This is a genomic window from Arthrobacter sp. MMS24-T111, assembly GCF_054888995.1.
Window position 1 is genome coordinate 493,735 of the sequence record NZ_JBTZRO010000001.1, and the last position, 26,034, is coordinate 519,768.

At 66.5% G+C, this 26,034-nt stretch carries 25 protein-coding genes; 14 read left to right on the forward strand and 11 right to left on the reverse strand.

The genetic code is table 11. The features are described from left to right. The first annotated feature begins 159 nt into the window (after window positions 1-159). Both ACX5I6_RS02250 and ACX5I6_RS02255 read left to right on the forward strand, forming a co-directional pair. A complete protein-coding gene (locus ACX5I6_RS02250; RefSeq protein WP_461839317.1) occupies window positions 160-636 on the forward strand; it encodes a sensor histidine kinase in 477 nt (158 codons plus the stop codon). A gap of 316 nt (window positions 637-952) precedes the next feature. Then, window positions 953-3,595 (forward strand): exo-rhamnogalacturonan lyase family protein, encoded by a 2,643-nt coding sequence (locus tag ACX5I6_RS02255; protein ID WP_461839318.1) that lies wholly within the window; start codon window positions 953-955, stop codon window positions 3,593-3,595. An 80-nt stretch (window positions 3,596-3,675) separates the two neighbouring features. On the opposite strand, the gene ACX5I6_RS02260 is transcribed toward ACX5I6_RS02255, so the two are convergent. From ACX5I6_RS02260 to ACX5I6_RS02270, 3 genes are read right to left on the reverse strand one after another with little or no spacing between them, the layout of a single operon-like run. After that, complete coding sequence (locus ACX5I6_RS02260; protein ID WP_461839319.1) at window positions 3,676-4,911, reverse strand: metal-dependent hydrolase family protein; 1,236 nt, start codon at window positions 4,909-4,911, stop codon at window positions 3,676-3,678. Continuing rightward, entirely contained in the window at window positions 4,908-5,396 is a 489-nt protein-coding gene (locus ACX5I6_RS02265) for a GAF domain-containing protein (RefSeq protein WP_461839320.1), read from the reverse strand. The genes ACX5I6_RS02260 and ACX5I6_RS02265 overlap by 4 nt, the downstream gene beginning before the upstream one ends. Further along, the gene (locus ACX5I6_RS02270; RefSeq protein WP_461839321.1) at window positions 5,393-6,787 is read right to left on the reverse strand and encodes an MFS transporter; all 1,395 of its coding nucleotides are present in this window, start codon (window positions 6,785-6,787) and stop codon (window positions 5,393-5,395) included. Before ACX5I6_RS02270 ends, ACX5I6_RS02265 begins: the two co-directional genes overlap by 4 nt. A gap of 102 nt (window positions 6,788-6,889) precedes the next feature. Between ACX5I6_RS02270 and ACX5I6_RS02275 the strand changes: the two genes are divergently transcribed. Continuing rightward, window positions 6,890-7,768 carry a MurR/RpiR family transcriptional regulator gene (locus ACX5I6_RS02275; protein WP_461839322.1) on the forward strand — a complete coding sequence of 293 codons (879 nt, stop codon included), beginning with the start codon at window positions 6,890-6,892 and terminating at the stop codon, window positions 7,766-7,768. A 54-nt stretch (window positions 7,769-7,822) separates the two neighbouring features. Here the strand turns inward: ACX5I6_RS02275 and ACX5I6_RS02280 are convergent, their stop codons facing one another. The 3 genes from ACX5I6_RS02280 to ACX5I6_RS02290 form a co-directional block, all read right to left on the reverse strand. Beyond that, window positions 7,823-9,853 (reverse strand): rhamnogalacturonan lyase, encoded by a 2,031-nt coding sequence (locus ACX5I6_RS02280; protein WP_461841650.1) that lies wholly within the window; start codon window positions 9,851-9,853, stop codon window positions 7,823-7,825. 331 nt (window positions 9,854-10,184) lie between these two features. Continuing rightward, window positions 10,185-11,486 carry an MFS transporter gene (locus ACX5I6_RS02285; protein WP_461839323.1) on the reverse strand — a complete coding sequence of 434 codons (1,302 nt, stop codon included), beginning with the start codon at window positions 11,484-11,486 and terminating at the stop codon, window positions 10,185-10,187. A 16-nt stretch (window positions 11,487-11,502) separates the two neighbouring features. Next, window positions 11,503-12,933, reverse strand: a complete 1,431-nt coding sequence (locus ACX5I6_RS02290) for a M20 family metallopeptidase (RefSeq protein WP_461839324.1) — start codon at window positions 12,931-12,933, stop codon at window positions 11,503-11,505. 131 nt (window positions 12,934-13,064) lie between these two features. Here ACX5I6_RS02290 and ACX5I6_RS02295 point away from each other — a divergent pair, with 131 nt between their 5' ends. Beyond that, complete coding sequence (locus ACX5I6_RS02295; protein ID WP_461841651.1) at window positions 13,065-13,961, forward strand: LysR family transcriptional regulator; 897 nt, start codon at window positions 13,065-13,067, stop codon at window positions 13,959-13,961. 11 nt (window positions 13,962-13,972) lie between these two features. Here ACX5I6_RS02295 and ACX5I6_RS02300 read toward each other — a convergent pair whose 3' ends face one another. Further along, window positions 13,973-14,452, reverse strand: a complete 480-nt coding sequence (locus ACX5I6_RS02300) for an Lrp/AsnC family transcriptional regulator (RefSeq protein WP_461839325.1) — start codon at window positions 14,450-14,452, stop codon at window positions 13,973-13,975. Between the two features lie 83 nt (window positions 14,453-14,535). Here ACX5I6_RS02300 and hisC point away from each other — a divergent pair, with 83 nt between their 5' ends. The 4 genes from hisC (at window position 14,536) to ACX5I6_RS02320 (ending at window position 17,752) form a co-directional block, all read left to right on the forward strand. Beyond that, window positions 14,536-15,654 (forward strand): histidinol-phosphate transaminase, encoded by a 1,119-nt coding sequence (hisC, locus tag ACX5I6_RS02305; RefSeq protein WP_461841652.1) that lies wholly within the window; start codon window positions 14,536-14,538, stop codon window positions 15,652-15,654. Window positions 15,655-15,689: 35 nt separating this feature from the next. Then, window positions 15,690-16,340: a YitT family protein gene (locus ACX5I6_RS02310; RefSeq protein WP_461841653.1), complete on the forward strand. Its 651-nt coding sequence runs from the start codon at window positions 15,690-15,692 to the stop codon at window positions 16,338-16,340. 100 nt (window positions 16,341-16,440) lie between these two features. Further along, window positions 16,441-17,058, forward strand: coding sequence for an ANTAR domain-containing protein (locus ACX5I6_RS02315; protein ID WP_461839326.1), 618 nt, complete (start codon window positions 16,441-16,443; stop codon window positions 17,056-17,058). Window positions 17,059-17,083: 25 nt separating this feature from the next. Further along, window positions 17,084-17,752, forward strand: a complete 669-nt coding sequence (locus ACX5I6_RS02320) for an NADPH-dependent F420 reductase (protein ID WP_461841654.1) — start codon at window positions 17,084-17,086, stop codon at window positions 17,750-17,752. 16 nt (window positions 17,753-17,768) lie between these two features. Here ACX5I6_RS02320 and ACX5I6_RS02325 read toward each other — a convergent pair whose 3' ends face one another. After that, window positions 17,769-17,957, reverse strand: a complete 189-nt coding sequence (locus ACX5I6_RS02325) for a hypothetical protein (RefSeq protein ID WP_461839327.1) — start codon at window positions 17,955-17,957, stop codon at window positions 17,769-17,771. Here ACX5I6_RS02325 and ACX5I6_RS02330 point away from each other — a divergent pair. Then, window positions 17,956-18,306, forward strand: a complete 351-nt coding sequence (locus ACX5I6_RS02330; RefSeq protein ID WP_018760895.1) for a hypothetical protein — start codon at window positions 17,956-17,958, stop codon at window positions 18,304-18,306. The two genes, ACX5I6_RS02325 and ACX5I6_RS02330, sit on opposite strands and share 2 nt — an antisense overlap. 48 nt (window positions 18,307-18,354) lie before the next feature. On the opposite strand, the gene ACX5I6_RS02335 is transcribed toward ACX5I6_RS02330, so the two are convergent. Next, window positions 18,355-19,287, reverse strand: coding sequence for a threonine/serine dehydratase (locus ACX5I6_RS02335; protein WP_461841655.1), 933 nt, complete (start codon window positions 19,285-19,287; stop codon window positions 18,355-18,357). 195 nt (window positions 19,288-19,482) lie between these two features. Here ACX5I6_RS02335 and ACX5I6_RS02340 point away from each other — a divergent pair, with 195 nt between their 5' ends. The 4 genes from ACX5I6_RS02340 to ACX5I6_RS02355 all read left to right on the forward strand — a co-directional run bounded on the left by ACX5I6_RS02340 (window position 19,483) and on the right by ACX5I6_RS02355 (window position 23,833). Next, the gene (locus ACX5I6_RS02340; protein ID WP_461839328.1) at window positions 19,483-20,736 is read left to right on the forward strand and encodes an SLC13 family permease; all 1,254 of its coding nucleotides are present in this window, start codon (window positions 19,483-19,485) and stop codon (window positions 20,734-20,736) included. Between the two features lie 116 nt (window positions 20,737-20,852). Next, on the forward strand, window positions 20,853-21,290 hold the full coding sequence (locus tag ACX5I6_RS02345; RefSeq protein ID WP_461839329.1) for a dTMP kinase: 438 nt from the start codon (window positions 20,853-20,855) through the stop codon (window positions 21,288-21,290). Window positions 21,291-21,398: 108 nt separating this feature from the next. Then, window positions 21,399-22,886, forward strand: a complete 1,488-nt coding sequence (locus ACX5I6_RS02350; protein ID WP_133831829.1) for a cation:dicarboxylate symporter family transporter — start codon at window positions 21,399-21,401, stop codon at window positions 22,884-22,886. Window positions 22,887-23,080: 194 nt separating this feature from the next. Beyond that, window positions 23,081-23,833 (forward strand): GntR family transcriptional regulator, encoded by a 753-nt coding sequence (locus ACX5I6_RS02355; RefSeq protein WP_461839330.1) that lies wholly within the window; start codon window positions 23,081-23,083, stop codon window positions 23,831-23,833. 6 nt (window positions 23,834-23,839) lie between these two features. On the opposite strand, the gene ACX5I6_RS02360 is transcribed toward ACX5I6_RS02355, so the two are convergent. Continuing rightward, the gene (locus ACX5I6_RS02360) at window positions 23,840-24,298 is read right to left on the reverse strand and encodes a PTS sugar transporter subunit IIA (protein ID WP_461839331.1); all 459 of its coding nucleotides are present in this window, start codon (window positions 24,296-24,298) and stop codon (window positions 23,840-23,842) included. Next, a complete protein-coding gene (locus tag ACX5I6_RS02365) occupies window positions 24,298-24,528 on the reverse strand; it encodes a glucose PTS transporter subunit EIIB (protein WP_018760887.1) in 231 nt (76 codons plus the stop codon). The genes ACX5I6_RS02360 and ACX5I6_RS02365 overlap by 1 nt, the downstream gene beginning before the upstream one ends. Before the next feature lie 232 nt (window positions 24,529-24,760). On the opposite strand from ACX5I6_RS02365, the gene ACX5I6_RS02370 reads away from it, so the two are divergent. Next, window positions 24,761-26,011: a PTS transporter subunit EIIC gene (locus ACX5I6_RS02370; protein WP_461839332.1), complete on the forward strand. Its 1,251-nt coding sequence runs from the start codon at window positions 24,761-24,763 to the stop codon at window positions 26,009-26,011. The last annotated feature ends 23 nt before the right edge of the window (window positions 26,012-26,034 follow it).

Sequence of the window (26,034 nt, forward strand, 5' to 3'; positions counted from 1 at the left end):
ATTTCGATCATGGTTCTGCAAGCCCCCATCCCAGACCACCTTCGCTTCATGGTGCCACGCACAGAATTGATCCGATCTTGAGGCAAACCTTGCGCCCCCTAGACATTTCAGGTCCACGCTGGAGGTATCAGACAAAACCAGCTTGGGGAGCAGGAAGTCATGGGAACCAAGGCAGCATTGGACAACGAAGTCACAACGGTCGGAGGCGTGCTGACCGACCTTCAGCCGCTGGATTTCCACACGCTGGGGCTGGCTGGCTGCATCGACCGGCTCACGGCACCCTTTCGCAAGCATGGAACCGAGATCCACTGGGATACCCCGCACTGGGGCATCGAGATCCCGGCGGCCTGCGCCTCCCTGCTGTACCAGTCGGCACGGGAAGCCCTCAGCAACGCGTTCAAATTCTCCGGCGCATCCGTGGTGACCGTCCAACTGCTGGCCGTTGACCACGGAATCCGCCTGGTGGTGGCCGACGACGGCACGGGCTTTGACCGCGACGCCGCCACGTGCGGGCGGCACCACGGGTACGGGCTGCGGCTCATGGCGGTCGCTGTCCAGGAAGCCGGCGGGACACTGGAGATCGCGTCCACACCGGGCGGCGGCACCAGCGTGACGGTAACCCTGCCCCTGGACTAACAGGCCCGGATGGCCGCCGCCGCTGGGACGGCGGCCATCCTCACTCCCGCCCGCGGCAGGACATCAGCGTGAGAGCTTGGCATTCTCCGACCCAAGGTTGCCGACACGTGCCGGTGCGTTGGCCGCCAGGACCCTGGCCACGAAAGCCGAACACCCACCAAATATGACCGTCACCAGCCAGGCGCATGGTCCGCCAGGCAGAAACCCCTTGCATCCGGCTCCGCCGTCTACTACGTTGTAGTCCTAATTGAGAAAGCGCTTTCCCGCATTCTGTCGGGACCCTTACGCGCGGCAATCACCAGTGGAATCGGATGACATGACGGACAGCACCCTCATCAGGTGGATCGATGGACAGGCCCCGGCAGAAATCAGCGGCGGAACAACGTGGGGCATGCCGTTCCCCCGCGGCTCCGTGCCCGGCACTGATGCCCTCTCGGTGGCGGACGCCGCCGGCACTCCCCTCCCCAGCCAGGCGTGGCCGTTGGCCACGTGGCCGGACGGCTCCCTGAAATGGGCGGGAATCGCCCTCCCGGCGACGGACACCCCGTCGGGAACCTACCGGGTGCAGGCCGACGCCGGTACTCCGTCCGCAGCGGGCCGGCAGGCGCCGGAAGGTACGGACGTCACGGTCACCGAGGATGCCGGCGCGCTGACAGTTGATACTGGCGTCTTGCAGATGGTGATCAACCGCAGCGGATCCACCCTGTTCAGCAGCCTGTCCCGGGACGGCAGGCCCGTTGCCCGCGACGCACGGCTGGTCAGCCTGCTGCAGGACGGCGTTCCCGAAGGTGCCGGAACCGCCGGCCGGAAGGCCTTCACCGGCGAGGTGACCGCCGTCGTCCTGGAACAAGCCGGGCCCGTGCGCGCGGTAGTGCGGCTTGAAGGGCGCCACAACCCCGACCTGCCGGACAAGGCGCACCGCGAGTGGCTGCCTTTTGTGGTGCGCCTCTACTTCCACGCCAACGCCCGCAACGTGCGCATGGTGCACTCCTTCATCTGGGACGGGGACCCGGAGCAGGACTTCCTGGCCGGCCTCGGCGTCCGGTTCAGCGTGCCGCTGGAGGCTGAACTGCATGACCGGCACGTCCGGATCGCCGGGGCCGACGGCGGGTTCCTCACCGAGGCCGTACGTGGCCTGACCGGGCTGCGCCGGGACCCCGGCGCAGAAGTACGGGAGGCGCAGATCGCCGGACGCGCCACTCCCCCCACGGAGGCATGGAACCCCGAGGTCTCGGGCCGGTTGCACCTCATCCCCACCTGGGGCGACTACACGCTGACCCAGCTCAACGCGGACGGATTCGAACTGCGCAAGCGGACCACCGGCGGCCATGGCTGGGTGGGAATCTCAGGCGGCACCCGCTCGGCAGGCTTCTGCTCGCTGAGCGACACCCGCGGCGGCCTGGGCGTGGGAATCAAGGATTTCTGGCAGTCCCACCCTGGCCAGCTGGACATCCGCGGCGCGGCTACCGGTGTGGCGACCCTGACGGCATGGCTGTTCTCCCCGGAAGCCCAGCCCATGGACCTGCGGTTCTACCACGACGGCCTGGGCCAGGACACGTTCGAGGAGCAGCTCGAGGGGCTCGAGATCACCTACGAGGACTACGAACCCGGGTTCGGCAATCCCACCGGGATTGCCCGCACCCACGAGTTGACCCTGTTCGCCTATGACGCCACCCCTTCCACCGGGAGCCTCGCGGCCGACGCCGCCGCTGCGTCCGCCCCGGCGTTGCTGCAGGCCACGCCGGAATACCTGCACTCGGTGGGCGTCTTCGGTGACTGGGACCCGGTGGACCGCAGCACTCCGGCGCGTGCCCGGCTGGAGGACCAGCTGGATTTCCTCTTCGATTTCTACGCCGGCCAGAGGGAGCAGCGCCGCTGGTACGGGTTCTGGAACTACGGCGACGTGATGCACACGTATGACTTCGACCGGCACGTGTGGCGCTATGACGTGGGCGGCTACGCGTGGGACAACTCCGAGCTTCTCCCCGACCTGTGGTTGTGGTATTCCTACCTGCGGTCGGGCCGGGCAGACATCTTCCGCTTCGCCGAGGCCATGACCCGGCATACCGGCGAGGTGGACGTGTACCACCTGGGGCCGTGGAAGGGCCTGGGTTCCCGGCACAACGTCCAGCACTGGGGCTGCAGCGCCAAGCAGCTGCGGATCAGCACCCCCGCCTACCGCCGCTTCTACTACTACCTCACGGCCGACGAGCGCACCGGAGACCTGCTGAGCGAACTGGTGGACAGCGACCGTAACTTCCTGGGCCTGGATCCGGTCCGCAAGGTGCGTCCGGATGCTGCCACCTACCGGCCCAACCGGGGCGCCCTGGGCGTCGGGCTGGGGACAGACTGGGGATCGTTGGCCGCCACCTGGCTCACCGACTGGGAGCGCACCGGAAACCCGTGGTCCCGGGACCGGCTGCTGGGCACCATGGCGGACATCGGTGCGCTGAAATACGGTTTCCTCACCGGCGAAGCCCTGTACGACCTGGACAAAGGCCGGTTCGACACTGGCCGGGAACAGATCCAGGTCTCACACCTCAGCGCCGTCTTCGGGCTGGTGGAGATCTGCAGCGAGCTGGTGGACCTGGTTCCGGATGCGGACTTCGAGCGGGCCTGGCTGCAGTACTGCCGCCTGTTCCTGGCCAGCAAGGAGGAGCAGGTGGAAGCGGTCGGACAGCCCCTCGAGGGTGTCTATCTGACGCAGGCGCACAGCCGGCTGACGGCGTACGCCGCGGCACGGTTGCAGGATCGTGGGCTCGCAGCCCGGGCCTGGGACAGCTTCACCGAGGGCGGCGAGCACCTGAACCACGGATCTGCCTTCACGCTGCGCCGGATCGAACCACCCCACGTGCTGCTGCCCGTGGACGAGGCGCCCACAGTCTCCACCAATGACACGGCGCAGTTCGGGCTTGCGGTGATCCAGAACCTGGCACTGGTGGGCAGGTACCTGGACTGACAAGTCCCCCGCCGCCGGATAACGGGCGACGACGGCACCTGGCCAGGTGCCGTCGTCGCCCGTTTCCGTTCGCAGGAGCGTCAGGCGCGTCCGCCGACGACGGCCCCATCCTGGACTACGTATTCCAGGTGGTCGGCGATATCGGCCAGCACGGAAATATCCTCCACCGGGTCCGCCGAGAGCACCAGCAAATCAGCGTCCGCTCCGGGGGCGATGACTCCCAGTTCACCCGGGCGGCCCAGCAGTTCGGCGGCGGTGGTGGTCGCGGACCGGATGGCGTCGATGGCCGGCTGGACCTTGCCCAGCAGCCGGAACTGCTCGTTCTGGTGCCGGTGCATCCCGCCCAGCAGGTCCGAGCCGTACACCATCTTCACTCCGGCCTCGTGCGCCCGGGCGATGGCTTCCAGGCCACTGCTGAGGACTGAATCCACTTTGGCCCACATCTCCTCGGTCAAGCCAAATTCCTTGCCTTCTTCCTTCAGCGCCCAGTAAGTCACCAAGGTGGGCACCAGGAAGGCATCCTTTTCCAGGAAAAGCCGCAGGCTCTCGTCGTCAAGGAGGTTGCCGTGTTCAATGGACCTGACCCCCGATTCGAGGGCGCGGTTGATGGCCCGGGCCGTGTAGGCGTGGGCTGCCACGTAGCGGTTGGCCGCTTCCGCTTCTTCGACGGCGGCCCGCATCTCCTCGAGTGAGTACTGGGTGGAGTCGATCCGGTCCGTCGGGGAGGACACCCCTCCGGACGCCATGATCTTGATGTGGTGGGCGCCCTTGCGGAGCTCGTCGCGTGCAGCGGCGCGCACGGCGTCCACGCCGTCCGCCACCCGCCCGATGCCACAGCATCCCCGGCCGTTGGGTTCATGGTCCTCGCCGGGAAGGCGCATGTCGCCGTGGCCACCGGTCTGGCTGAGGGCGCGCCCGCAGAAGTGCAGCTTCGGCCCCTCCAGCAGCCCCTCGGCCTGGGCCTTCGCCAGGCCAAAATCGGCGCCCGAGAGGTCGCGCACGGTGGTGAAGCCCCGGCCCAGCATGCCCTGCATGATCCTGGCGGTCTGGGCGTACACGTAGGAGGCGGGCGTCCAGGTCAAGGACCGGAAGTCCGCGCTGGAAGCCACCACGTGGACGTGGGCATCGATGAGGCCGGGGATGACGTATTTGCCCGTGCCATCGATAACGCGCGCATTGTCCGGCGCTTCCGCGCCAGGCCCAACGCTACTGATCTTTCCGTCAGACGTGACGACGTCGGCCAGGGAGAAGGTGCCCGCGTGGATGTCCAGGACGTGGGCGTTCCTGATGACGAGCGGTTCGGTGGAGTGGGTCACGGGAGGACTGCGTCCTTTCCTGTCGGGATGGTTTGGTCTGAATCGATGAAGGCTGTGGCGAGCCGTTCGGAAGCAGCGGACACTGCCGCCGACGCCGCGTCCAGGCTGTGGCCGGTGTACTGTCCCTCGGCGTCGAGCAGTGCCAGGACGCCAACCACCTCGCCGTGGCTTGTCACCGGGATGTTGATCACTGCCCCGCAGCCCAGGGACTGGATCAGGGCGACGTCCGTGAACACCTCGCCGAGCGCGGCCGTATCGGGAGCGAGGAAAGGATGCCGCTTGGCTATGACGGCGTCAAGCCAGCCTTCGGAGATTTCCACCGACTTTTCGGCACCCAGCGGGTAATCCACCGGGTGGCTGGTGAAGACCCTTCGGAGCACGGAGGGCCCCGGCAGCCAGCGCAGCGCGGTGAACAGGATGACGCCCGGTTCGCGGCGGAGGTGGTCGAAGATGTCCTGGAATGCGTGGTTCGGGTCCTGCGTCACTTGCCGCCTCCCGACACGGCTGCCTGCTCGGGTTCGGTGCGGGCATTGATGTCTTCCAGCGATTTGCCCGCCGTGGACGTACCGAAGATGACGACTCCGATCACGCCCACTGCCAGCACCACTGTGGTCATGGTGAACACGCCGCCGAAGCCGAGCGTTGCGGCGAACACACCGATAATGGACGGCGCCAGGATGCTGCCCACGCGCCCTACCGCGCTTGCCAGTCCGACGCCGGTGGCGCGCATCCAGGTGGGGAAGAGTTCCGGTGTGTAGGCGTAAACCCCGGCGTAGGTGCCGTTGAGGAAGAAGGACAGCGTGGCCGCGGCCACCAGGATCATCCCTGAATCGTTGGACTGGCTCAGCCAGAACGCGCTGAGGGCCGAGCCCGCCAGGTACAGGGCGATGGTGTTCTTGCGGTCGATCCGGTCGCACAGCCAGGCCGCGGAGAAGTAGCCGGGGATCTGCGCCAGGTAGATGATGATGGAGTATTCGAAGCTCTTGGTGACGGTAATTCCGCGGCCCACCAGCAGGGTGGGGATCCAGGAAAAGAACCCGTAGTAGGAGAAGGTGATCACGAACCAGATCAGCCAGATCACCGCTGTCCTCCGGCGCAGGGCGGGAGACCACATGACCTTCAGGGCGTTCCAGATGCTGATCTTCTGCCCGTGTTTGGTGATGTCTTCCCCGCCGGCTTCCACCGCCGGAAGGTCCTTGCCGGTGGCCCGGAGCACCTTCTGCTCGAACCCTTCCACTACCTGTTCAGCCTCCGCCGCGCGCCCCTGGCTCATGAGGAAGCGGGGTGATTCGGGAAGGCTGCGGCGCCACCAGAGAAGCAGGAGGATGGGGACGGCGGTAATGACCTGGGCCCACCGCCAGCCGTCGTCACCCACGGGAACCACAAACCGTCCGATGAGCGCCGCGGCCACGAAGCCGAACGAAAAGAACCCGGCCAGGGTCCCGATGAACCAGCCGCGCCGCTTGGGCGGAATGAACTCCGAAAGGAACGGGGCGATGATGACGCTCTCCGCGCCGGCGCCGAGTCCCGCCAGGACCCGGGCAACAAGGAAGACTTCGAAGTTCGGGGCGACGGCGGCCACCACGGACATGGCGCAGTAGAAGGCAAGCGCCCACAGCATGACCTTCTTCCGGCCGAACCGGTCACCCAGCCAGCCGGACAGGATGGCACCGAAGAAGAAGCCCAGCGGCGCTGCCGAGCCCACCAGGCCCAGGCTTGCGGTGCTCAGGCGCCAGATCTCCTGGATGCGCGGCAACAGGAAGGCCACCACGGCGCCGTCCATGCCGTCAAAGGAGTAACCCAGGCCTCCGATGAGGAGGAGCTTGTAGTGTGGACGACTGAGTGGGAGCCGGTCCAGGCGTGCTGTGAGAGACATAGGGAATCCTGCCGAAGTGGGCCAAGTTGTACAGTTTTTAGGATTTGCACAGATCTGTGCATGTAGATTGAAGTTACGTGCATCACTTGCGGAGGTCAATAGGTGAAACAAGAAGTTAACAGCGCCACCTTGACCGAATGGCTCGATAGCCAGGCCCAGGGGCGGAAGCTCGCGGCCCGCCAGCTGCAGGTCTTGGGCGTCCTCCGTTCCCAGCCGCGGCTGGCTTCCTACGGCTCCGTCAGCGACATAGCCGCCGCGGCGTCGTCGAACGCCTCAACCGTGACCCGGACCGCCCAGACGCTCGGGTTCAAGGGCTGGGCGGAGTTCCAGTTCGAACTCCGTTCCCGGTTCCTGGCGTCTTTGAGCGCCGTGGAGATCGCCGCACAACACAACGGCCACGTAAGCAGCCCCGCGCAGGCATCCCTGACCACGGACCGGTCCAATCTGGCCCACTTGGAGCGGACCGTGGACCCTGCCGTGATCCACGCCGTTGCGGAGGCCATGGCAGGTGCGCGGCAGACCCTCATCATCGCCGCCGGCAGCTACGCCATTCCGGGCAAGGCGCTGGAGCACAACGGCATCATCGCCGGCTATGACGTCCGGCTGCTGGATGCCGATGTGGCAGCGTTGACCAATGCCGTCGCGCGCCTGACGCCGGACGACCTGGTCATTGCCATCAGCCTCTGGCGGGTCTACGACAGCACAGTCCGCGCCGTGGACATCGCCCACCAGCTCGGGGCCCGGATCGTCAGCATCACCGACACCGCAAGTTCGCCCGTGGCAGCGCACGCCATCCACAAGATCGTGGTCCCGGCCGAAAGCGCAGGCTTTTTCCCCTCGCTCACGGGAGCTGTTGCCGCAGTGCAGGCGGTGGCCGTCGAACTGGCCTCCCTGGACCGTGAACGGTCCACCCGGAGCATTGCGGCCTCGGAGCGGACCTGGGACCAAATGCGGATCATGCATCCACGGCCGAGTACTTAAAAGACAGCCGCCCCGCCCCGGATGGGGCGGAGCGGCCGCGCTTCCCTCTGCGTGCTACTTGGCCTTGCCCGCGTAGTAGACCGCCGGCATGGCCGGGGCCTGCATGCCCTCGCCGAGGAAGAAGCTCGGGTGCGGGGGCTGGTTGTAGCCCACGGTCTCGCGCGCCACTCCGGTCCGGTACATGGGATCGTGCATCAGGGTGCGGAGCCGGACGTCGGTGGGTGAGGTGCTGGTATAAATCCGCAACTCGGTGCTGTCAGCCGACGGGAACACCAGCTCTTCGCGCCAATCGCCCAGGAGGTCCGCCTGCAGCGACGGATTGCCCTTGGTGTAGTTGTTGGTGCGGGCGCCGGTGGCGGTCAACAGCCGGTCGCTGGACTCCGTTTCCCAATTCCACTTGGAAATGGTGGGCACGCCATAGCCGGCCACGGCGTCGAAATCGTGGTCCACGATCTCCCGCAGCAGGTCGCCGTCCCACCAGGCCATGAAGTTGGCGGCGGGAATCTTGTCGGAAATCCGCTCACCCTTGGTGGACATCAGGTAGCCGACGGTGGAGTTCCACGCGGCGTCGCCACCCACCGCCCAGCTCTCCGAACCCGGGAAACGGGGGTCGATGTCGCCGGTGGCGCCGCGGCCGGTGTCCTTGAAGGCCGGGATGCTCCACAGGACCTCACCGGTGGCGGCGTCACGGAAGGTGGCACCGCGGTTTCCACTCGACCGCATGTCCTCGTGCACCGCGAACGTTTCCAGGCCGGGCCGGGAGGGATCGAGGTCGCCGGTATGGATGGCGTCGCCGTGACCCAGCTTGGTGTTGTACAGCGGCTTGCCGTCGTCGTCGATGGTCATGGAGCCAAAGACGAACTCATCCTTGCCGTCCTGGTCCACGTCCGCCACGGAGAGGTTGTGGTTGCCCTGGCCCTTGTATTCGGCCCCGGCAGCGTCGGAATCGAACTTCCACCGCTTGGCCAGCTTGCCGTTCACCAGGTCATAGCTGACCAGGACGGTACGGGTGTAATAGCCGCGGCTGAACATCATGGACGGATGCTCGCCGTCGAGGTATGCCACAGCACTGAGGAACCGGTCCACGCGGTTGCCGTAGCCGTCTCCCCAGGCGGTGACGGCGCCGCGGGGCGGATCATAGGGAACGGTGTCCATGACGGTGCCGGCAGCCCCATTGAACACCGTGAGGAATTCCGGCCCGGACAGGACATAACCCGCGCTGTTGCGGTAGTCAGCCGCGGGGTCGCCAATGACGGTGCCCGCGGCATCCGTAGTGCCGTCCGCGGTCTTGAAGGCAACTTCGGCCTTGCCGTCGCCGTCGAAGTCGTAGGCGAGCATCTGGGTGTAGTGGGCACCGGCGCGGATGTTGCGGCCCAGGTCGATGCGCCAGAGTTTGGTGCCGTCCATCTTGTAGGCGTCCACGTAGACGTTCCCGGTGTACCCGGACTGGGAGTTGTCCTTCGCGTTGGAGGGATTCCACAGCTGGATGATTTCGTAGGCGCCGTCGCCGTCCAAGTCTGCCACGCTCGAGTCGTTGGCACTGTAGGTGTAGGCCTGCCCCGCCGGGGTGACGCCGTCGGCCGGCTTATCCAGCTTGATGGGCAGGTAGTTTTGGGCCAGCGGACTGAACCCGGCGCTCAGCTTGTCCTGCCCCTCGCCGTTGCCCACGGTCTTGATGACGTAAGTGGAGTCCGCCTTGCCTGCGCGGTCCACGTAGGTGGTGGTGCCACGAACGGGTTGATCGGTGATCTGGACGCCGTCGCGGATGACGTGGAAGCCCACGCTGTCCTTGTCCAGGCCCAGCATCCGCCAGCCCAGCGAGACGCCCCGGTCCGTCAGGACGGCGACCGGGGCCCGGTCAAGGCTCTCCACCTGCCGCTTCAGCTGCTGCCCTGCCGGCGCTGCCGGCGCTGCCGGGACAGCAGGGACTGCCGGGGTGCCGGGACTTGCCGGTGTTGCGGGAATTGCCGGGGCGGCAGGGTCAGCAGCCGCGGCCGGAAGGCCGGTGAAGGCAATCGCTGCAGCCGCCAGGGCGGCAGCAGCAGCCTTCGGCGCCCTGCCCGTCCGGGGCGTCGGGGAATACATTGAGGGGTTTGCCAAAAGAACATCTCCTTTGATGCGGCGGCAGCAGGGCACCGCCCAGCCATTTTGGAACGTTTCATTCACGGTGGGACAGCCCCCCTCACGAGTGATTTTGAGGAGGATTGCTGCGAGGAAACGCTTTCTGCCCTTAACGTCTATCAGCGCCTGACAATTTCAGTCAAGGCTTTGACGGGATCCTAATGGGAGAAATTGTTCTGTTACGTTTCTTTCCGTTCGCTGACTGGAAGCCCTGGTGCCCGCCCCGCTGACGCCGCCGGTGGCCGGACAGGGCTGACGCCGCCGGCGGCGTACCACCGGCGGGCGACTGGTGCGGCTACTTGATGCCGCGCAGTTTCACACCGGCCGCCAGGGCCGCGAGGCTGATGAGCGCGATGATGGCCAGGTAATAGCCTGGCGCCACGGCCTGGCCCGTCTGCTGCACCAGGTACGCGGCGATCATGGGAGTGAAGCCGCCGAACGCAACCACCGCAGTGTTGTAGCTGAAGGAAAGGCCGGTTGCCCTGGTCCGGGGATCAAAGGAATCGGACATCACCGATGGCAGCGCCCCAAAGTAGGCCGCCTTGAGCAGGCCCAGGATGGTCATCACCATCGCCAGCACCAGGAAGGACCGGGCACTGATCACCCACAGGAACAGTGGGACGACGGCGATCAGGAGCACGATCACGGTGGGCACCATGATGGCCAGCCGGCCGAAGCGGTCCGAGAGGTGCCCCACCACTGGCGTTCCAAAAGTCAGGATGACGCCGGTAATGATCAGCGAGGTGAAGGCGATACCGGGTTCAAGCCCCAGCTCCTTGATGGCGAACGTCGGCATGTACTGCAGGATGAAGTTCAGCGCGGTGGAGACGGCCAGCGCGCCACCGGCAATCAGCATCCCCGTCTTCCGGGTGGCAAATACCTCGCGGATTGGCGAGTGCTGCGCATCCCCGGCATCCCTGGGGACGGGGACCTCCTTCATCTCCTTCCGGATCAGGAAGCCGGCCGGACCCACCAGCAGCCCGAACAGGAACGGGATGCGCCAGCCCCACTCGGTCATTTGGGCGTCGGTAAGGATGGTCGTCAGGACGGCCACGAAGATTGCCGCGATCAGGCTGCCGAGTCCCTGGCTGGCGAACTGGAAGCTCCCCAGGAACCCCTTGCGCTTGCCGTTCTGCGCAATCAGGTAGGCGGTGGCGGCACCAAATTCGCCTCCGGCCGAGAAGCCCTGGATAAGCCTCGCCAGGACAATCCCCACCGGCGCCAGGATGCCGATCGTGCCGTAATTGGGCATGAACGCCAACAGCGCCGTTCCGAGCACCATCAGCCGGATAGTGACGGTCAGCCCCTTCTTCAGCCCGTGCCGGTCGGCGAAGGAGCCCAGCACCAGTCCGCCCAGCGGCCTGATGAGGTAGGAGACGCCGAACACGGCAAAGGCCTGGATGAGTTCGACGGCGGGATCGTGGCTTGGGAAAAAGTTCCGCCCAATGTAGATGGCCAGGAGCGCGTAGATGGCGATGTCGAACCATTCGAGCGCGTTGCCGATCGTGGCGGCGATGATTCCACGGGTGGCGGACTGCGGGCCCGGCGCAAGGTCCTGGGCCGGACCGGGCTGGTTCTTCTGCTGCGGAATAGTCATGGAGACTCCAAGGGTTTCAGGAAACGGAGCTGGTGGAAACGGCGGCGCCGCGCGCCGGACTGCCCGCCGGGCTGGGGCCGGTGGCAAGGTCGAAGAACAGGCCGGCGGCAACCTGCAGGCCCTCCCGGGCAACGGACTTGAGCAGGTGCTCGTCCGGCGCATGCTGCTGGCAGCCGGGGTGGGAATGCGGGACCCAGAGCGTGGGCAAGCCGAGGACGTCCGAGAACACAAAGCTGGGCAGTGAACCGCCGATGTTCGGCAGCAGGACAGGACTGCGCCCGGTGGTCTTTGCCAGGGAAGCCAGCGCCCAGGCAACCCAGGGGCTGTCCGGGTCCAGCCGGCTGGCGGCAAAGGAACTGCCCACCTGGACCTCCACCATGCCGAATCCCGAGGCATCGAGGTGGCGCCTGACGGCGGATTCCAGGTTCGCGGTGTCGGTGCCGGGGACGAACCGGAGCTGCAGCGTGGCGCGGGCCGAACCAGGGATGGCGTTGACGGGCTTGGCCGGGTTGCCGGCACCAAGGGCCAGGACCTCCAGGGTATTCCAGGCGTACAGCCGTTCGGCCGGACTCAGGGAGCTGTCGCCCCAGGTTGGGTCCGACGCCGGATCGCCAGGATTGGAGACCACGTCGATGAGTTCCAGCGCGGCGGCCACAGAGTCCGGGATCCCTGCCGGCAACAGGTCGGGAAGCTTGATAATGCCGTGCCCGTCCACCAGGGAAGCCACCGCGGCGGCCACGGTGGTGGCCGGGTTGCGCAGGAGGCCGCCCCAGTTCCCCGAGTGGTAGGAGCTGCTGCGAAGGTCCGCGGTGAGGTGGAATGTCACGCCGCCCCGGGCGCCCAGGAACACGGTGGGGCTGCCGGCAGCGAGGCGCGGTCCGTCGGATCCGATGAAGACGTCGGCCTGCAGCGCGTCTCTGTGTTCGCGTGCGAAATCAGCGAGGTCCGGAGAGCCGATTTCCTCGGCTCCCTCCAGCAGGAACACCAGGTTGAAGCCCAGGCTTCCGCGCTGGTCCAGCAGCAGGCGCAAGGCCACGATGTTGATCCAGTGCTGGCCTTTGTTGTCGGCCGTGCCCCGGCCGTACCAGCGGTCTCCCTCGTCGCTCAATACCCAGGGCCCGCGGCCGTTGGTCCAGGCTTCCGCCTGCCCGTCCACCACGTCTGCGTGCCCGTAGCAGAGCACGGTTGGCAGCGCCGGGTCCTCCTGCCGGGTGGCCAGGAGGAAAGAATTGTTCCCGCCCCGCCAGGAGTCGAACCGCGCCACCGAGCAACCAAGGCTGGCCAGCGCCGGCTCAACCACCTCATCCAGGTATGACTTCAGCGCAACCCGGCCCTCCGGCGTCGAACTTTCCGACGGGTAGGAGACGATCCTCCCGAGGTCCGCTTGGAAGCTGCCGGAGTCCACATAGTCCCCTGCTGCTGCCATGATTTGTTCGCGCTGCTGCATCAATCTCCACCCTTTGCTGTTGGAACGTGAGTTCCAAATTAGGGCCGCGGATCCCAAACAACCAGTATCATTTTGTCGATGAGCGTTGACTTGAAGGCAAACCTCGACACCGGTATGGCTTTGCGGTGAACATGCTTACCCCAGCGCTGCTGTACTTTGACGCGGTGGCCCAGGACGGCACGCTCACCCAGGCCGCGGACAGGCTGCACATCTCGGCATCCGCCATCAGCCGGCAGATCAACAAGCTGGAAACATCGCTGGGCACACAGCTGTTCAACCGGCACGCCCGGGGTGTGGAGCTCACCGAGGCCGGCCGCCTCCTGCTCGCCTACGTCCGCAGGGCGGAAGCCGAGGGGGCAGCCGTGCGCGAAGAACTGCTGGTGTCCATGCAAAGGAAGACCCGCACGCTGCGGGTGGCCTGCGCCGAAGGCTTCGCCCGGGTCTGGGTCCCGGCCGCGATCGCGAACTTCAGCCGGCAGCATGACGACGTCGAATTCCACCTCGACGTCGTGGGTTCCTCGGAGGGAACCCGGCGGGTGGCCGAAGGCGAGGCGGATGTTGCCGCGGTTTTCTCGTTGGGGCCGCAGTCCAGGGTGACCGTGGAACATTCCATGCCAACCCCGGTTGCATACGCGCTGGTGGCGCCGGACCATCCGCTGGCGGCCCAGCGCACAGCTACCCTGCAGGACCTGTGCCGGTACAAGCTTGCGGTGACTGCCCCGGGCGCCAGCCAGCGGGAACTGTTCGATCTCGCCATGCAGATCGAGAGCCTCACGCCGACTATTACGCTGCAAAGCGACCACATCAATCCGGTGATCCAGTTTGCCCGGGCCGGGGTGGGCGTTTCGCTGGTGGGTGGCCTGTCGCTGGACCGGCGGGACAAGGAGGACCTGGTGACCGTCACCCTGGAGCACCCGGTGCTGCGGCAACGCCAGGGCCAGATCCAGACCATGACCGGCCGCACCCAGCCGGCCATCCTGACCGCATTCGTGGACGCGCTCATCGACGCCCTGGACCAGCTCGCCTGACGGCAGTCCCGCTACTTCCGCGCGGCTGCCCGCAGCAGGGGCAGGGTCCGGGTGGGCATCACTTCCACGAGAGACATCGCGGTGCTGGTGCGGACGACGCCGTCAATGGCCAGCATCGCGTTGGTGATCCGGTGGAGATCGGCCGGGTCCTTCGCGGCCACTTTGGCGAGCAGGTCCGCGTCCCCGGTCGTGGCGTGCATTTCGATAATTTCCGGGATGGTCTGCAGTGCCGCCACGGCCTCGTCGCTGGAGGACTGGCTGATGGAAATCGAGATGAAGGCAACCAGCGGCAGCCCCAGCGCCGCTGTACGCACCCGCTGGCTGAAGGGGGCCAGGCTGCCGTCGTTCACCAGCCGCCTCAGCCTGGCGTGCACGGTGTTACGGGCCACGCCCAACGTCCGGGACAGTGAGAGGACTGTGGCCTGGGGGTCTTGGTCGAGTGTGAGGAGGATCTCGGCGTCCAGGGCATCAATGTGGTGCATAGTGAGCATTTTGCCACTTTCCCGACAAGTGAGTGCCTGATCTGTCCTGTGTGGGACGGCTGTGTTGCGCAGACGTCCTGCGCTGCCCCACCATGCTGTCCATGACCACCACCCTTCCCGATGCCGCCATGCCGGAACTCCGTGCCGCCGTCGCCCAGCTGCCCGCCTACGTGGCAGGCAGGGGCGCGCAGACTGACCTGACGGCCGCCTTGGCCGCCAACGAGAGCCACTTCGCTCCCCTGCCGTCGGTAGTGGCGGCGATTTCGGCGGAAGCGGGCCGGATCCACCGGTACCCCGGCATGGGAGCGCCGGAGGCACGGGAAGCCATTGCCCGGCATTTCGGGGTCGCAGCCGAGGAAATCGCTGCCGGCCCGGGCAGCTCCGGGGTGCTCCAGCAGATCATTTCGGCCGTGTGCGGCCACGGCGACGAAGTGGTCTTCGCGTGGCGCTCCTTCGAGGCCTACCCCATCCTGGTGGCGGTGGCCGGCGCCGTTTCGGTGCCCGTGCCGCTCCTGGCCAATGAGCAGCACGACCTTCCCGCCATGGCGGCCGCCATCACGGACCGCACCCGGCTGGTGATCCTGTGTTCGCCCAACAACCCCACGGGAGTCTCCATCAGCGCCGGCCAGCTGGAGGAGTTCCTCCAGTCCGTCCCGCCGAGGGTGCTGGTGGTGCTGGACGAGGCCTACATCGAGTTCCAGCGCGGACCCGGCGTTGATGCCCTGGATTTCTACCGCCGGTACCCCAACCTTTGCATCCTGCGCACTTTCTCCAAGGCCTACGGACTCGCCGGCCTGCGGATCGGCTACGCTATCGCCCGGCCGCAGATCGCGGAGGGCCTCCGGCGCACCGCCGTGCCGTTCGGCGTGAACAGGATGGCGCAGGCCGCCGCGGTTGCCTCCCTCGCGGCCGGGGACGAAATCCTCCAGCGGACGGAGGGCGTGGCGGCGGAACGCAGCCGGGTCATCGACGCCCTCCGCGGGTATGGCTGGGAGGTACCGGACAGCCAGGCGAACTTCTATTGGCTCCGCGCGTCCGACGAGCTTCGCGAACAGGTCCTCGCCGCCCTGGGTGAGGCCGACATCCTGGCCCGCGGCTACGCCAAGGACGGCGTCCGGATTACGCTTGCGGACCCGGACACGAACGACAGGGTGCTTGCCGTCCTTGCCAATCGCGGACGGTTCCTGCCCCAGGCGGGTGCGGCCCAGTGAGCGCCCCCGCGGAAACCACCGCCGCCGCACCCAGCATGGACGGCCCGGGGCACCAGGAAGGGCCGACGGCGGCGCGTCCAGGGCCGTCGTCGGCCGTCCGCCATTCGGCAGTCGAGGACGTCCTGGGCATCCTTACCGGCACCTTCGCAGCGTCCTTGGGCTTGTTCCTGCTCAAGTCGAGCGGGGCGGTGACGGGCGGAACCGCCGGCCTGGCGCTGCTGGTCAGCTACACCGTGCCCTTGCCGTTCGGCATCATCTTCTTTGCGGTCAACCTGCCGTTCTTCGCCCTTGCAGTCTGGAAGAAAGGCTGGGATTTCGCCCTTCGCACGGGGGCGGCCATCGCACTGGTCTCGGTCCTGGCCGGCGTGCACCCTGCCGCATTCGGCTCCGTGCACTTGGACCCGCTGTACGGCGTGCTGGGCGGAAACCTGCTCGCCGGCGTCGGGTTGCTCATCCTGTTCCGGCACAAATCCAGCCTGGGCGGCTTCAACATCCTGGCCCTGCTCCTGCAGGAGAAGTTCGCGTGGCGCGCAGGCTACGTGCAGATGGTGCTGGATGTGGCCATCGTCCTGGCATCCCTGGTCCTCGTTGCGCCGCTGATGGTGGTCCTGTCCGCGGTGGGCGCCACCCTGTTGAACCTGGTCCTGGCCCTGAACCACCGGCCCGGCCGCTACCTGGGAATGTAAGCGGACAAGGGCCCATCCCGGCGACGGGAACTGCTATATTCTGTTCACTTGAATTTCCGGGCCAGGGGAGCACGGATACAGCACGTCGAACGGCCCCACTGTGACTTCCAACAGCATCTCTTCACTTCCGGAATCAGCGGAGGATCTCAGTCCCGCGTACCTCAACTGCCCCACCGGGCTGGTGGAATACTTCTTCTCCGACGGCATCTTCCGCTGGTCTGACGACCTTTACCGCATCTACGGCTACGAGCGTGGCGACGTCATACCCTCAATGGACATGGCCCTCGCCCACATCGAACCGGACGACAGGCCCACCGTGCAGGCGTTCTGGGACCGCGTGGCGGCGTCGGGCGGGCCGTCATCGATCTACGTGTCCATCCGGGACCGAAAGGACCGGCAGCACAAGCTGCTCTTCTCGGCGGACTTCATCATCGAAAACAGTGCGCCGGTGGGAGTCTGGGGTGTGGTGGTGGATCTGACCCAATCGATCCATTCGGACCGGCACCAGCTGGCAACAGAGGCGGTCGCCGCGTCGGCCCGCAACCGCGCGGTCATCGAGCAGGCAAAAGGCATCCTGATGGGCCGCACCGGCGTCACCGCGGACGAAGCCTATGAGCTGATCAGCCAACGAAGCCAGGCGTTGAACAAGAAGGTCCATGCGATTGCGCACGAAATCGTGGACCGGGCCGCGCAGCATTCCCGCAGCCCACAGAACTGACGCGCCGGCAGGGCCCTGAAATATCCTGGCGCGGCCCGGTGTTGCCGCCCGTATGACAACAATCGGAATCATCGGTGCAGGACATATTGGCAGCCAGGTTGCACGGAAGGCCGTGGCGCTGGGCTACGACGTGGTCATCAGCAACTCCCGAGGCCCGGAAACCCTCCAGGAACTGGTGGCTGAGCTTGGACCCAAGGCCCGCGCCGCCACGGCAGCCGAGGCTGCAGCCGCCGGCGACTTTGCCGTGGTCACGGTGCCGCTGAAGAACTACAAGGACATTCCGGCCGAGCCGCTGGCCGGCAAGATCGTCATCGACACGAACAACTACTACTGGGAGCGGGACGGCAGGATTCCCGCCCTGGACAACGGCGAGGCCACCACCTCCGGCCTGCTCCAGCAGCACCTGCCCGGGTCCAAGGTGGCCAAGGGATTCAACCACATCATGGCCAAGGACATCACCTCCGACGGAACGCCGGCGGGAACCGAAAACCGGCGTGCGCTGGCCACCGCCAGCGACTACCCGGAGGCCGCCGAACTGGTCACGCGCCTGTACGACGAGTTTGGTTTCGACACGGTCAACGTCGGCCCGCTCTCGGAAAGCTGGCGCGTGGAGCGTGACCGCCCGGCCTACGTGAAGCGGCAGACGGCCCCTGAGCTGACCGCCAACCTGGCCAAGGCCCCCCGGACCGTCTGATCCTGCAGCAGCGGGGTCAAGCACCACTGGCCGGCAGGTTCTCCTGCCGGCCAGTGGTGCGTTCGGTGGCGTGTGGCGGGTCCTCGATGGTGCGGCTGCCGGGCCGGAAGGGACCCAGGGAAGAAGCAATGAAAGCCTCCGCGAAGGCGAGGGGGTACCCGATCTGCTTACAATCGAAACCTCTGACCACTACTGAGGGACCCATGAAGAAACTCGCCACAGCCCTGTTTGCCGCCGGCCTCGTTGCCTCCGCCACGGCCTGCTCCGCCTCGCACCAACTGACCACCGCTGAAACCTGTGAGCGGATCCAGGCTGTGGTGTCGAACCCCGCCAACAACGCCGGCAAGACGGGCATGAACAACCTTGCCAACCAGATCCGGCCCATCCACGCCGTTGCGTCGGACGATCTCAAGCCCGCCCTCGCCTCGATCCTTGCGTACACGGATGAACAGGCCAAGGAGAACCCGGACAAGGACAAGCTCGCCGATCTCCAGTCCGGCTACCAGGAAGCCGGCAGCACCTACAGCAAGTTCTGCGGCCAGGCCGCCGGCTAGGCTGCCGGGCGAAGGAACCGGCCGCCCCTCAGGGCGGCCGGTGACCTTTCAGAGCGTCGCCGGGTCTGTATTCGCGCCGCACAGGATCACGGCAACACGTTCGTCCTTCCCGGGCACGTAAGCCCCGGAGGCCAGCGCGGCGTAGGCGGCTGCGGCACCATGCTCCACCACAATCCGGTAGTCGTTCCACAGCGCGGAGCGGGCGGCGACGATCTGTTCATCGGCGACCAGGACGCTTTCGACGCCGCAGCGGACCGCGACGGAGAAGCCGATCTCGCCAATGCGGCGGGCACCCAAGGAGTCCGCGGCGACACCCGACACCGCGACGTCCACCGGTTTTCCTGCCGCCAGGGCGGCGTGCAGCGTGGGTGCGCTTTCCGGTTCCACGGACACTACTTTGGCGAAGCCTTCGACGGCGGCGGCCACGCCGGCCATCAGCCCGCCGCCGCCCACGGCCACCAGGATGGTGTCCACGTCCGGCAACTGCTCCAGCAGTTCGGAGCCCACGGTCCCGGCTCCGGCGGCAATTTCGGGCTGGTCGTAGGCGTGGCAGTAGACCGCACCGGTTTGTTCCGCGTGCGCCACCGCTGCCTGGTAGGCCGCGGCGTACTCCGAACCGCCTTGGACCACGGTGGCTCCGATGGCCTTGAGCTTGTGGACTTTGACCGCGGGAGCGGCTTCGGGAACAAAAACGGTGGCAGGCACCCCGAGCCGGGCGGCGGCGTAGGCGTTGGCCAGGCCGGCGTTCCCGCCGGAGGCCACCACCACCCCGACGTCCGCGCGCAGTTCACCGCGCTCCTTGCTGGCCAGGATCCGGTTCAGCGCGCCACGGGCCTTGAACGTGCCCGTGTGCTGCATGAATTCGCATTTGAACCAAACCTGGCCCGGGGCGTCGTCCCTGTCCGCCGCCAACACCGGGGTCTTTCGAATCAGCCCCGCCGTCCGGCGTGCCGCCTGGTCGACATCGTCCTTGGTGATCATCATGGTCCTGCCTTTCACCTGGGAACTGCTGAGTGCGGCCAGGGGCGTCACCCGGACCGGCTTCCAGCCTACGGCCTGGGATTTCGTATTCGCTGAATCCTTGACGTCATCCCGGCATGGGTCCGCCCGGCGTCGTATCCTGCTGTGGACGATGGCCGGCATGGCCAGCCGGCAACCCCGAACCCGGAGCCGACCATGACTGCAGTCCAGATCATCCCGCTGGTGATCCTCGTGGTGATGTTCGTTGCCGCCACCAAGTGGCCGCTGAACATCGGCGTGATGGGACTCGTGGCGTCCTTCGGCGTCGGGTACTTCATGCTGGGAATGTCGGACAGGCAGATCCTTGACGCTTTCCCGGCCACGATCGTCCTGACCATCATTGGCGTCACGTATTTCTTCAGCATGGCCCAGCGGAACGGCACGATCGACCTCATCGTCAAGGGCTGCGTGCGCTTGGTCCGCGGCAGGATGCTGCTGCTCCCATGGGTGTTCTTCCTGATCGCGGCCGCCCTTACCTCCCTGGGCACGTTCTCCCCCGCCGCGATTGCGCTGCTGGCACCGGCTGCCATCGGATTCGCCTATGAATCCCGCATCCACCCGGTGGTCATGGGCGCATTCATCGTTAACGGCGCCCATGCAGGCGGGTTCTCACCGCTGTCCGTGGCCGGGGTCCTGGTCCATGACATTGCCCTCCGGAACGGCTTCCCGATCTCCCAGGCGGGCCTGTTCCTGGCCAGCTTCGCGCTGAACCTGCTCCTCTCGGTGCTGACCATCATCCTGTTCGCCCTGCTGGGCAGGCTGCGCGACGGCGCGGGCGGCCGGGGTCCGGAGATTGACACCGCCTCGGGCCGCCCGCACGGCCAGCAGGTGCTGACGCTGGCACTGATTGCCGGCATGCTGGTGTGTACCCTCGGCTTCCAGATGCCCATCGGCTTCGTGGCACTCTCCGCGGGCCTCCTGCTGGCCTTCATCAATGTCAGGGAACACCGGACGTTCATCGGCGGAATCTCCTGGTCCACCGTCCTGATGGTGGCCGGCATGATCACCTATGTGTCCCTGCTGCAGCACGTGGGCGTGATCGACACCCTCGCCGGGGCGGCCCTGGCGCTCGGTGCCCCGCTGCTGATCGCCCTCGTCCTGTGCTACGTGATCGGCGTCGGCTCCGCGTTCGCCTCCTCCACCGCCCTGTTGACCGCCTTCATCCCGCTGGCCGGCCCGCTGCTGGCCACGAGCTCGCTCAGCGCTTCCGGGACCATCGCCGCGCTGGCCGTCGCCGCCACCGTCGTCGATGTCTCCCCCTTCTCCACCGACGGCGCGCTGGTGGTGGCCAACGCCCGCGACGACGACCGCCAGCGGGTCTACAAGCAGCTGATGTTCTATGCGGGCGCAGTGGTGCTGGTGGCGCCGGCACTGGCCTGGGCATTGCTGATACCTACGGGGGTCATGTAGGCGGCTGGCTCCGGGCGGCCTGCCCGGGCCCCGGCCGTTCCCCACCCTGTGAATTGCGCCTCACCCGGGACGTTGCGCCCCGGCGCGGCGTTAAACGGGGCATCGGAGGAGGCCGGATGATCATTGTGCTGACAGGCATCGACGGATCGGGGAAGTCGACGGCGGCCCGTGCCCTGGTCGCCGGTGTCCGGGCCCGGGGAGGCCGGGCCCGGTTGCTCAACAACCATGCGGGCCGGCGTGTCATGTCCCTGCTGGCCGCCAGGTTGGGAGTTGGCTTGCCACGGGGCCGGTTCCTTCCATGGTTGCTGGCCCGCCTCCCGGAACCGGACGCCATCTTCCACCTGGACATCGAACCCGCCGATGCCTACCGCCGCATCGTTTCCCGTGGCACGGATTCCGAGACCCTTGATGACCTCGCCTCATTCCAGTCGGGATACCGGGAACTGCCGGAGTACGCGGGGTTCGTGAAGCTGGACGCTTCGGTCCCGGCCCATGAACTGGCAGCCGACATAATCTCGCGGCTGACCCTGCCTGCAGTCACAAAGCCGGATTAGCCTTCCGTATTGTGGAATTTGGTTTTCCTCTTGCGGAAAAGTGTGACCGGGATTACGTTGGAAACGAGCCCCGAAAACGGGCTGTTCCCAATTGATAGGCAAAGGTCAATGAAGATCCCTAACCCTGAGGCACTGAAGGCGAGTTCGGTGCCCGCGAAGAGGAAGCCGCTGTACAAGTCGCTCTTCTTCCAGATTCTGATCGCCGTCGTGGCAGGTGTGCTCATCGGGCATTTCTGGCCGGACCTCGGATCCCAACTGAGGCCCCTCGGAGATGGCTTCATTAAACTCATCAAGATGATCATCGCGCCGCTGATCTTCCTGGTGATCGTCACCGGAATATCGGCCGTCGGCGACGTCAAGGCGGTCGGCCGGGTTGGCGTCAAGGCCCTGCTCTACTTCACCGGGGCCACACTGTTCGCCCTTGTCTTCGGCCTGATCGTGGGCAACATCGTCCAGCCGGGCGCCGGGCTGAACATCGACCCGTCCACCCTCTCCCAGGCGGACCTGGACGCGAAGACCGGGTCCGCGGCACCCAAGGATGCGGCGTCGTTCATCCTGGACATCATCCCCGCCAGCGTCATCGGCGCCTTCGCCAGCAACAGCCTCCTCCAGGTCCTCTTCTTCTCCGTCTTCTTCGGGGCAGCGATCGTCGTGATCGGCCGCGAGCGGTGCATGCCGGTGGTCAACGTCATGGAAACGGTCCTGGAACTGATCTTCAAGATCATGGCCTGGATCATGAAAGTGGCTCCCCTCGGCGCGTTCGGTGCCATGGCCTTCATCATCGGCCAATACGGGCTGGATACGCTGAGCACGTATGCGGTCCTGATTGCTGCCTGCTACGGCGCTGCGCTGGTGTTTATTGGCCTGCTGTTCGTCGTGGCCTGGGGCTTTGCCCGGGTGCCGCTCTGGCATTTCCTCAAATACACCCGGGAAGAATTCCTGCTGGCCCTGGGCACGGCTTCCACCGAAGCGGTGATGCCCCGGATCATGACCAAGCTGACCAACGCGGGCTGCTCCCGGGCCACCACGGGCCTGGTGGTTCCCACCGGCTACTCCTTCAACCTGGACGGTGCGGCGATCTACCTGTCGATCTCCCTGCTGTTCCTTGCCCAGGCCTTCGGCCACCACCTTGACCTCGGCCAGCAGCTGGCGGCCCTGGGCGTACTGCTGCTGACATCCAAGGGCATGGCAGGGGTTCCGGGATCGTCGTTCCTGGCCCTGTCGGCCACCGCCGCCGCACTGGGCATCTTCCCGGTCGCCGGCGTCGCGCTCCTCCTCGGCGCCGACCGGCTCATGGACTCCATGCGGGTTGTGGTCAACCTGCTGGGTAACTGCGTGGCAACGTTCGTGGTGTCCAAGTGGGAGGGCCAGTTCGACCACAGCGTCATGGTGCGGGCATTCAAAGGTGAAATCACCAACCATGACTCCGCGATCCTGCTCGGCAAGGAGGAGGATTTCGAAGGCCAGGAGCTGCAGCGCCTGACCGAGGGCCAGGATCCTTCGCCGAAGTTCCGCGGCGCGCCAACCCGCGACGTCATCCCCGAACTCCCGGCGGACGGGAGTGCCCGCGTAGGGTTCGGCAGCAAGGCACAGTAGGCATCCTGCCCGGCAGGTAAAGGCAAAAGAGGGGAAGGCCAGGACAGCAACGTCCTGGCCTTCCCCTCTTTCCTGGCACTGCCGGCCAGGCGTCCGGCCCCCCGCCGCCAGCACGCCGCCCCCTTGACGGCTCCGTGTGGAATAATCCGAGGAAGTGGTCCTAACCGGACCGCTCCAGACTAAGGAGGGGCTGGATGTCCGCCACACCAGGCAACACGGCGCAGGCGGCGACCGCGCCCATCAATAACACCCAGGTCCCCAAGCATGAGCAGCTCCGGCTCATCATCCTCAAACTTGCCAAGGAGGAGCTGGAGCCCGGCGCCCGGCTTCCCAGCGAGCGGACCCTCATGGATTCCTACGGCGTCAGCCGCATCACCGTGCGCGCCGCGATCGGCCGCCTGGTCAACGAAGGGCACTTGGTGCGGGTTCCGGCGAAGGGGACGTTCGTGGCGGACTCCCCGGTCCAGTCCACGCTGCACCTGGCCTCCTTCACGCAGGAGATGGAGGCGATGGGCCACGTCCCGAGCACGGTGGTCCTGGTGGCCGAACAAGTCCCGGCCCCCGCGGACACGGCAGCCGCACTCAGCCTCACCCCGGGCGCGGAGGCGTTCCACCTGAAGCGGCTCCGCCTTGCGGACGGCCGCCCGGTGAGCGTGGACGACGCCTGGTACAACCCCCAGCATGCGCCGGGGCTGCTGGGCATCGACCTCACCGGCTCCGTCTACAAGGCCCTGGCTGCGCAGTTCGGCCACCAGATCGACCGGGCGCGCCAAAGCGTCCGGTCCGAGGGCGCCCCGGCCGACATCGGAGCCCTCCTGGGGACGGGCACCGGAGCACCGGTGCTGGCGTTTGACCGCGTGTCCTATTCGGGCGCGCTGGCCATCGAGCATTCGCGCTCCTGGTACCGCTCGGACCGCTACTCCCTCAGCATGGAGGTCCGCTTGTGAGGCGGTTCAGCCGAGCGTAAACAACAGCTCGCCTGCCGTGACCTTGGCGGCCTCCACCAAGGTGGCTGTGTCCGGCTTGGTATCCAGGACGACGACGGGGCTCACCATTGAGTAGCCCGCGGCCAGGGCTGCAGTGGGATCCACATGCATGACCGGCTCGCCGGCGGCGACCACGTCCCCTTGGGCCACAAGCACCTTAAAGCCTTCGCCCTTGAGCTTGACGGTATCGATGCCCACATGCGTCAGGACGCCACGGCCTGACGACTCGACCACCACGAACGCGTGCGGCAGCATCTTGACCACTTTCCCTGCGACTGGGGACACGACGTCGAACGCCACCCCGGCGGGCGGCTCAACGGCTGCGCCGGAACCCACCATCTGGCCTGCGAATACGGGGTCCGGCACGTCGGCCAGCGGAATGACCGACCCGCCGATTGGGGCCTGGACCGGCAAGGACTGCGCCACTAGAGGAGGTCCTCGATGTCTTCGGCCAGCGTGTCCGCCTCCGGGCCCACAATGACCTGCACGGCGGTGCCGGCGGCCAGGACGCCATGGGCTCCCGCAGCCTTGAGCGACGCTTCGTTGACCAGCGAGGAGTCCTTCACCTCGGTGCGCAGCCGCGTGATGCACGCTTCCACTTCCACGATGTTGCCGGCTCCGCCCAGGCCTTCGATGATTTTTTCTGCTTTGGACATGGCTGCCCTTTCTGACGGTGCCCGTACGGAGCACATCTTCCTACACCTGGGCCGGCGGCCCCGGTACGACCAATGATGGCGTCTTTCGCCACGGGCGGCCCGTCCTGGAGGGAATTTTCCTTCCTTGACACCGGACCGTGGGATGAATCACACTGAACTGGTCATAACCAGACAGTACCGGCTGGAACCCGTTCTTCACAAGCCCCCACCCGAACCCCGCAGAGGTGCAACCATGTCAACATCCGAGACCACCGCCCTGGCCCCAGAGAAGAAGCCAAACAGGGCCTTCGCCACCCTTCAGCGGCTCGGCCGCTGCCTGATGCTCCCCATCGCAGTCCTTCCCGCCGCCGGCATCCTGCTGCGCATCGGCCAGGCCGACCTGCTCGGCGCCATCCCCGGTTTCGAAGGCGGCGCGTCCGTCATCTCCGCCGCCGGCAACGCCGTCTTCACCTGGCTGCCCCTCATCTTCGCGGTGGGCATCGCCGTCGGCTGGGCCAAGAAGGCAGACGGCTCCACCGCACTTGCGGCGGTGGTGGGCTACATGGTGATCGACGGCGTCTTCAAGGCGATGTCTCCCCTGGTCCTGGACGGGCAACTGGACCCCGCGGGGAAGCCGGCCATGATCAACTACGGCGTCCTCGCCGGAATCGTGGTGGGCCTGTTGTCCGCCGGCCTGTGGCAGCGGTTCTACCGCACCAAGTTGCCTGACTTCCTTGGCTTTTTCAGCGGCCGCCGCCTGGTCCCCATCCTGACGTCCGTCACCAGCCTGGTGGCCGGCGTCGTCCTGGCCCTGCTGTACCCGCTCTTCAACGCAGGCCTCTCCGCAGTGGGACAGGCTGTGGCGGGCAACGCGGTACTCGGCGGCGGAATCTACGGCTTCGCCAACCGCATGCTCATCCCCGCCGGTCTCCACCACATCCTGAACTCGGGCGTGTGGTTCCTCATCGGCGATTACACGGACGCCTCCGGCCACCTGGTCCGCGGCGACCTCAACCGCTTCTTCGCCGGCGACCCCACCGCCGGCACCTTCATGACCGGATTCTTCCCCATCATGATGTTCGGCCTGCCCGCCGCGGCCCTTGCTATCTGGCGCCACGCCAAGCCGTCGCAGAAGAAGATCGTGGGCGGCATCATGCTCTCCACCGCACTCACGGCGTTCTTCACCGGCATCACCGAGCCCCTTGAGTACTCGTTCATGTTCGTCGCGTTCCCGCTCTACGTCGTCCACGCCGCCCTGACCGGAACGTCCATGGCCCTGGTCAACGCACTGGGCATCCACGACGGCTTCACGTTCTCAGCCGGCCTGATCGACTTCGTCCTCAACTTCGGCAAAGCACAGAACGCGTGGATGCTGATCCCGATCGGCCTGGGCTACGCGGCCATCTACTACTTCCTCTTCTCGTTCGTCATCAAGCGCTGGAACCTGCGCACGCCGGGCCGTGAGGACGACGAAGTGACCGTGGAAACCGAAGCCGCAAAGTAGACCGCCCACCAACAGCACCCTCC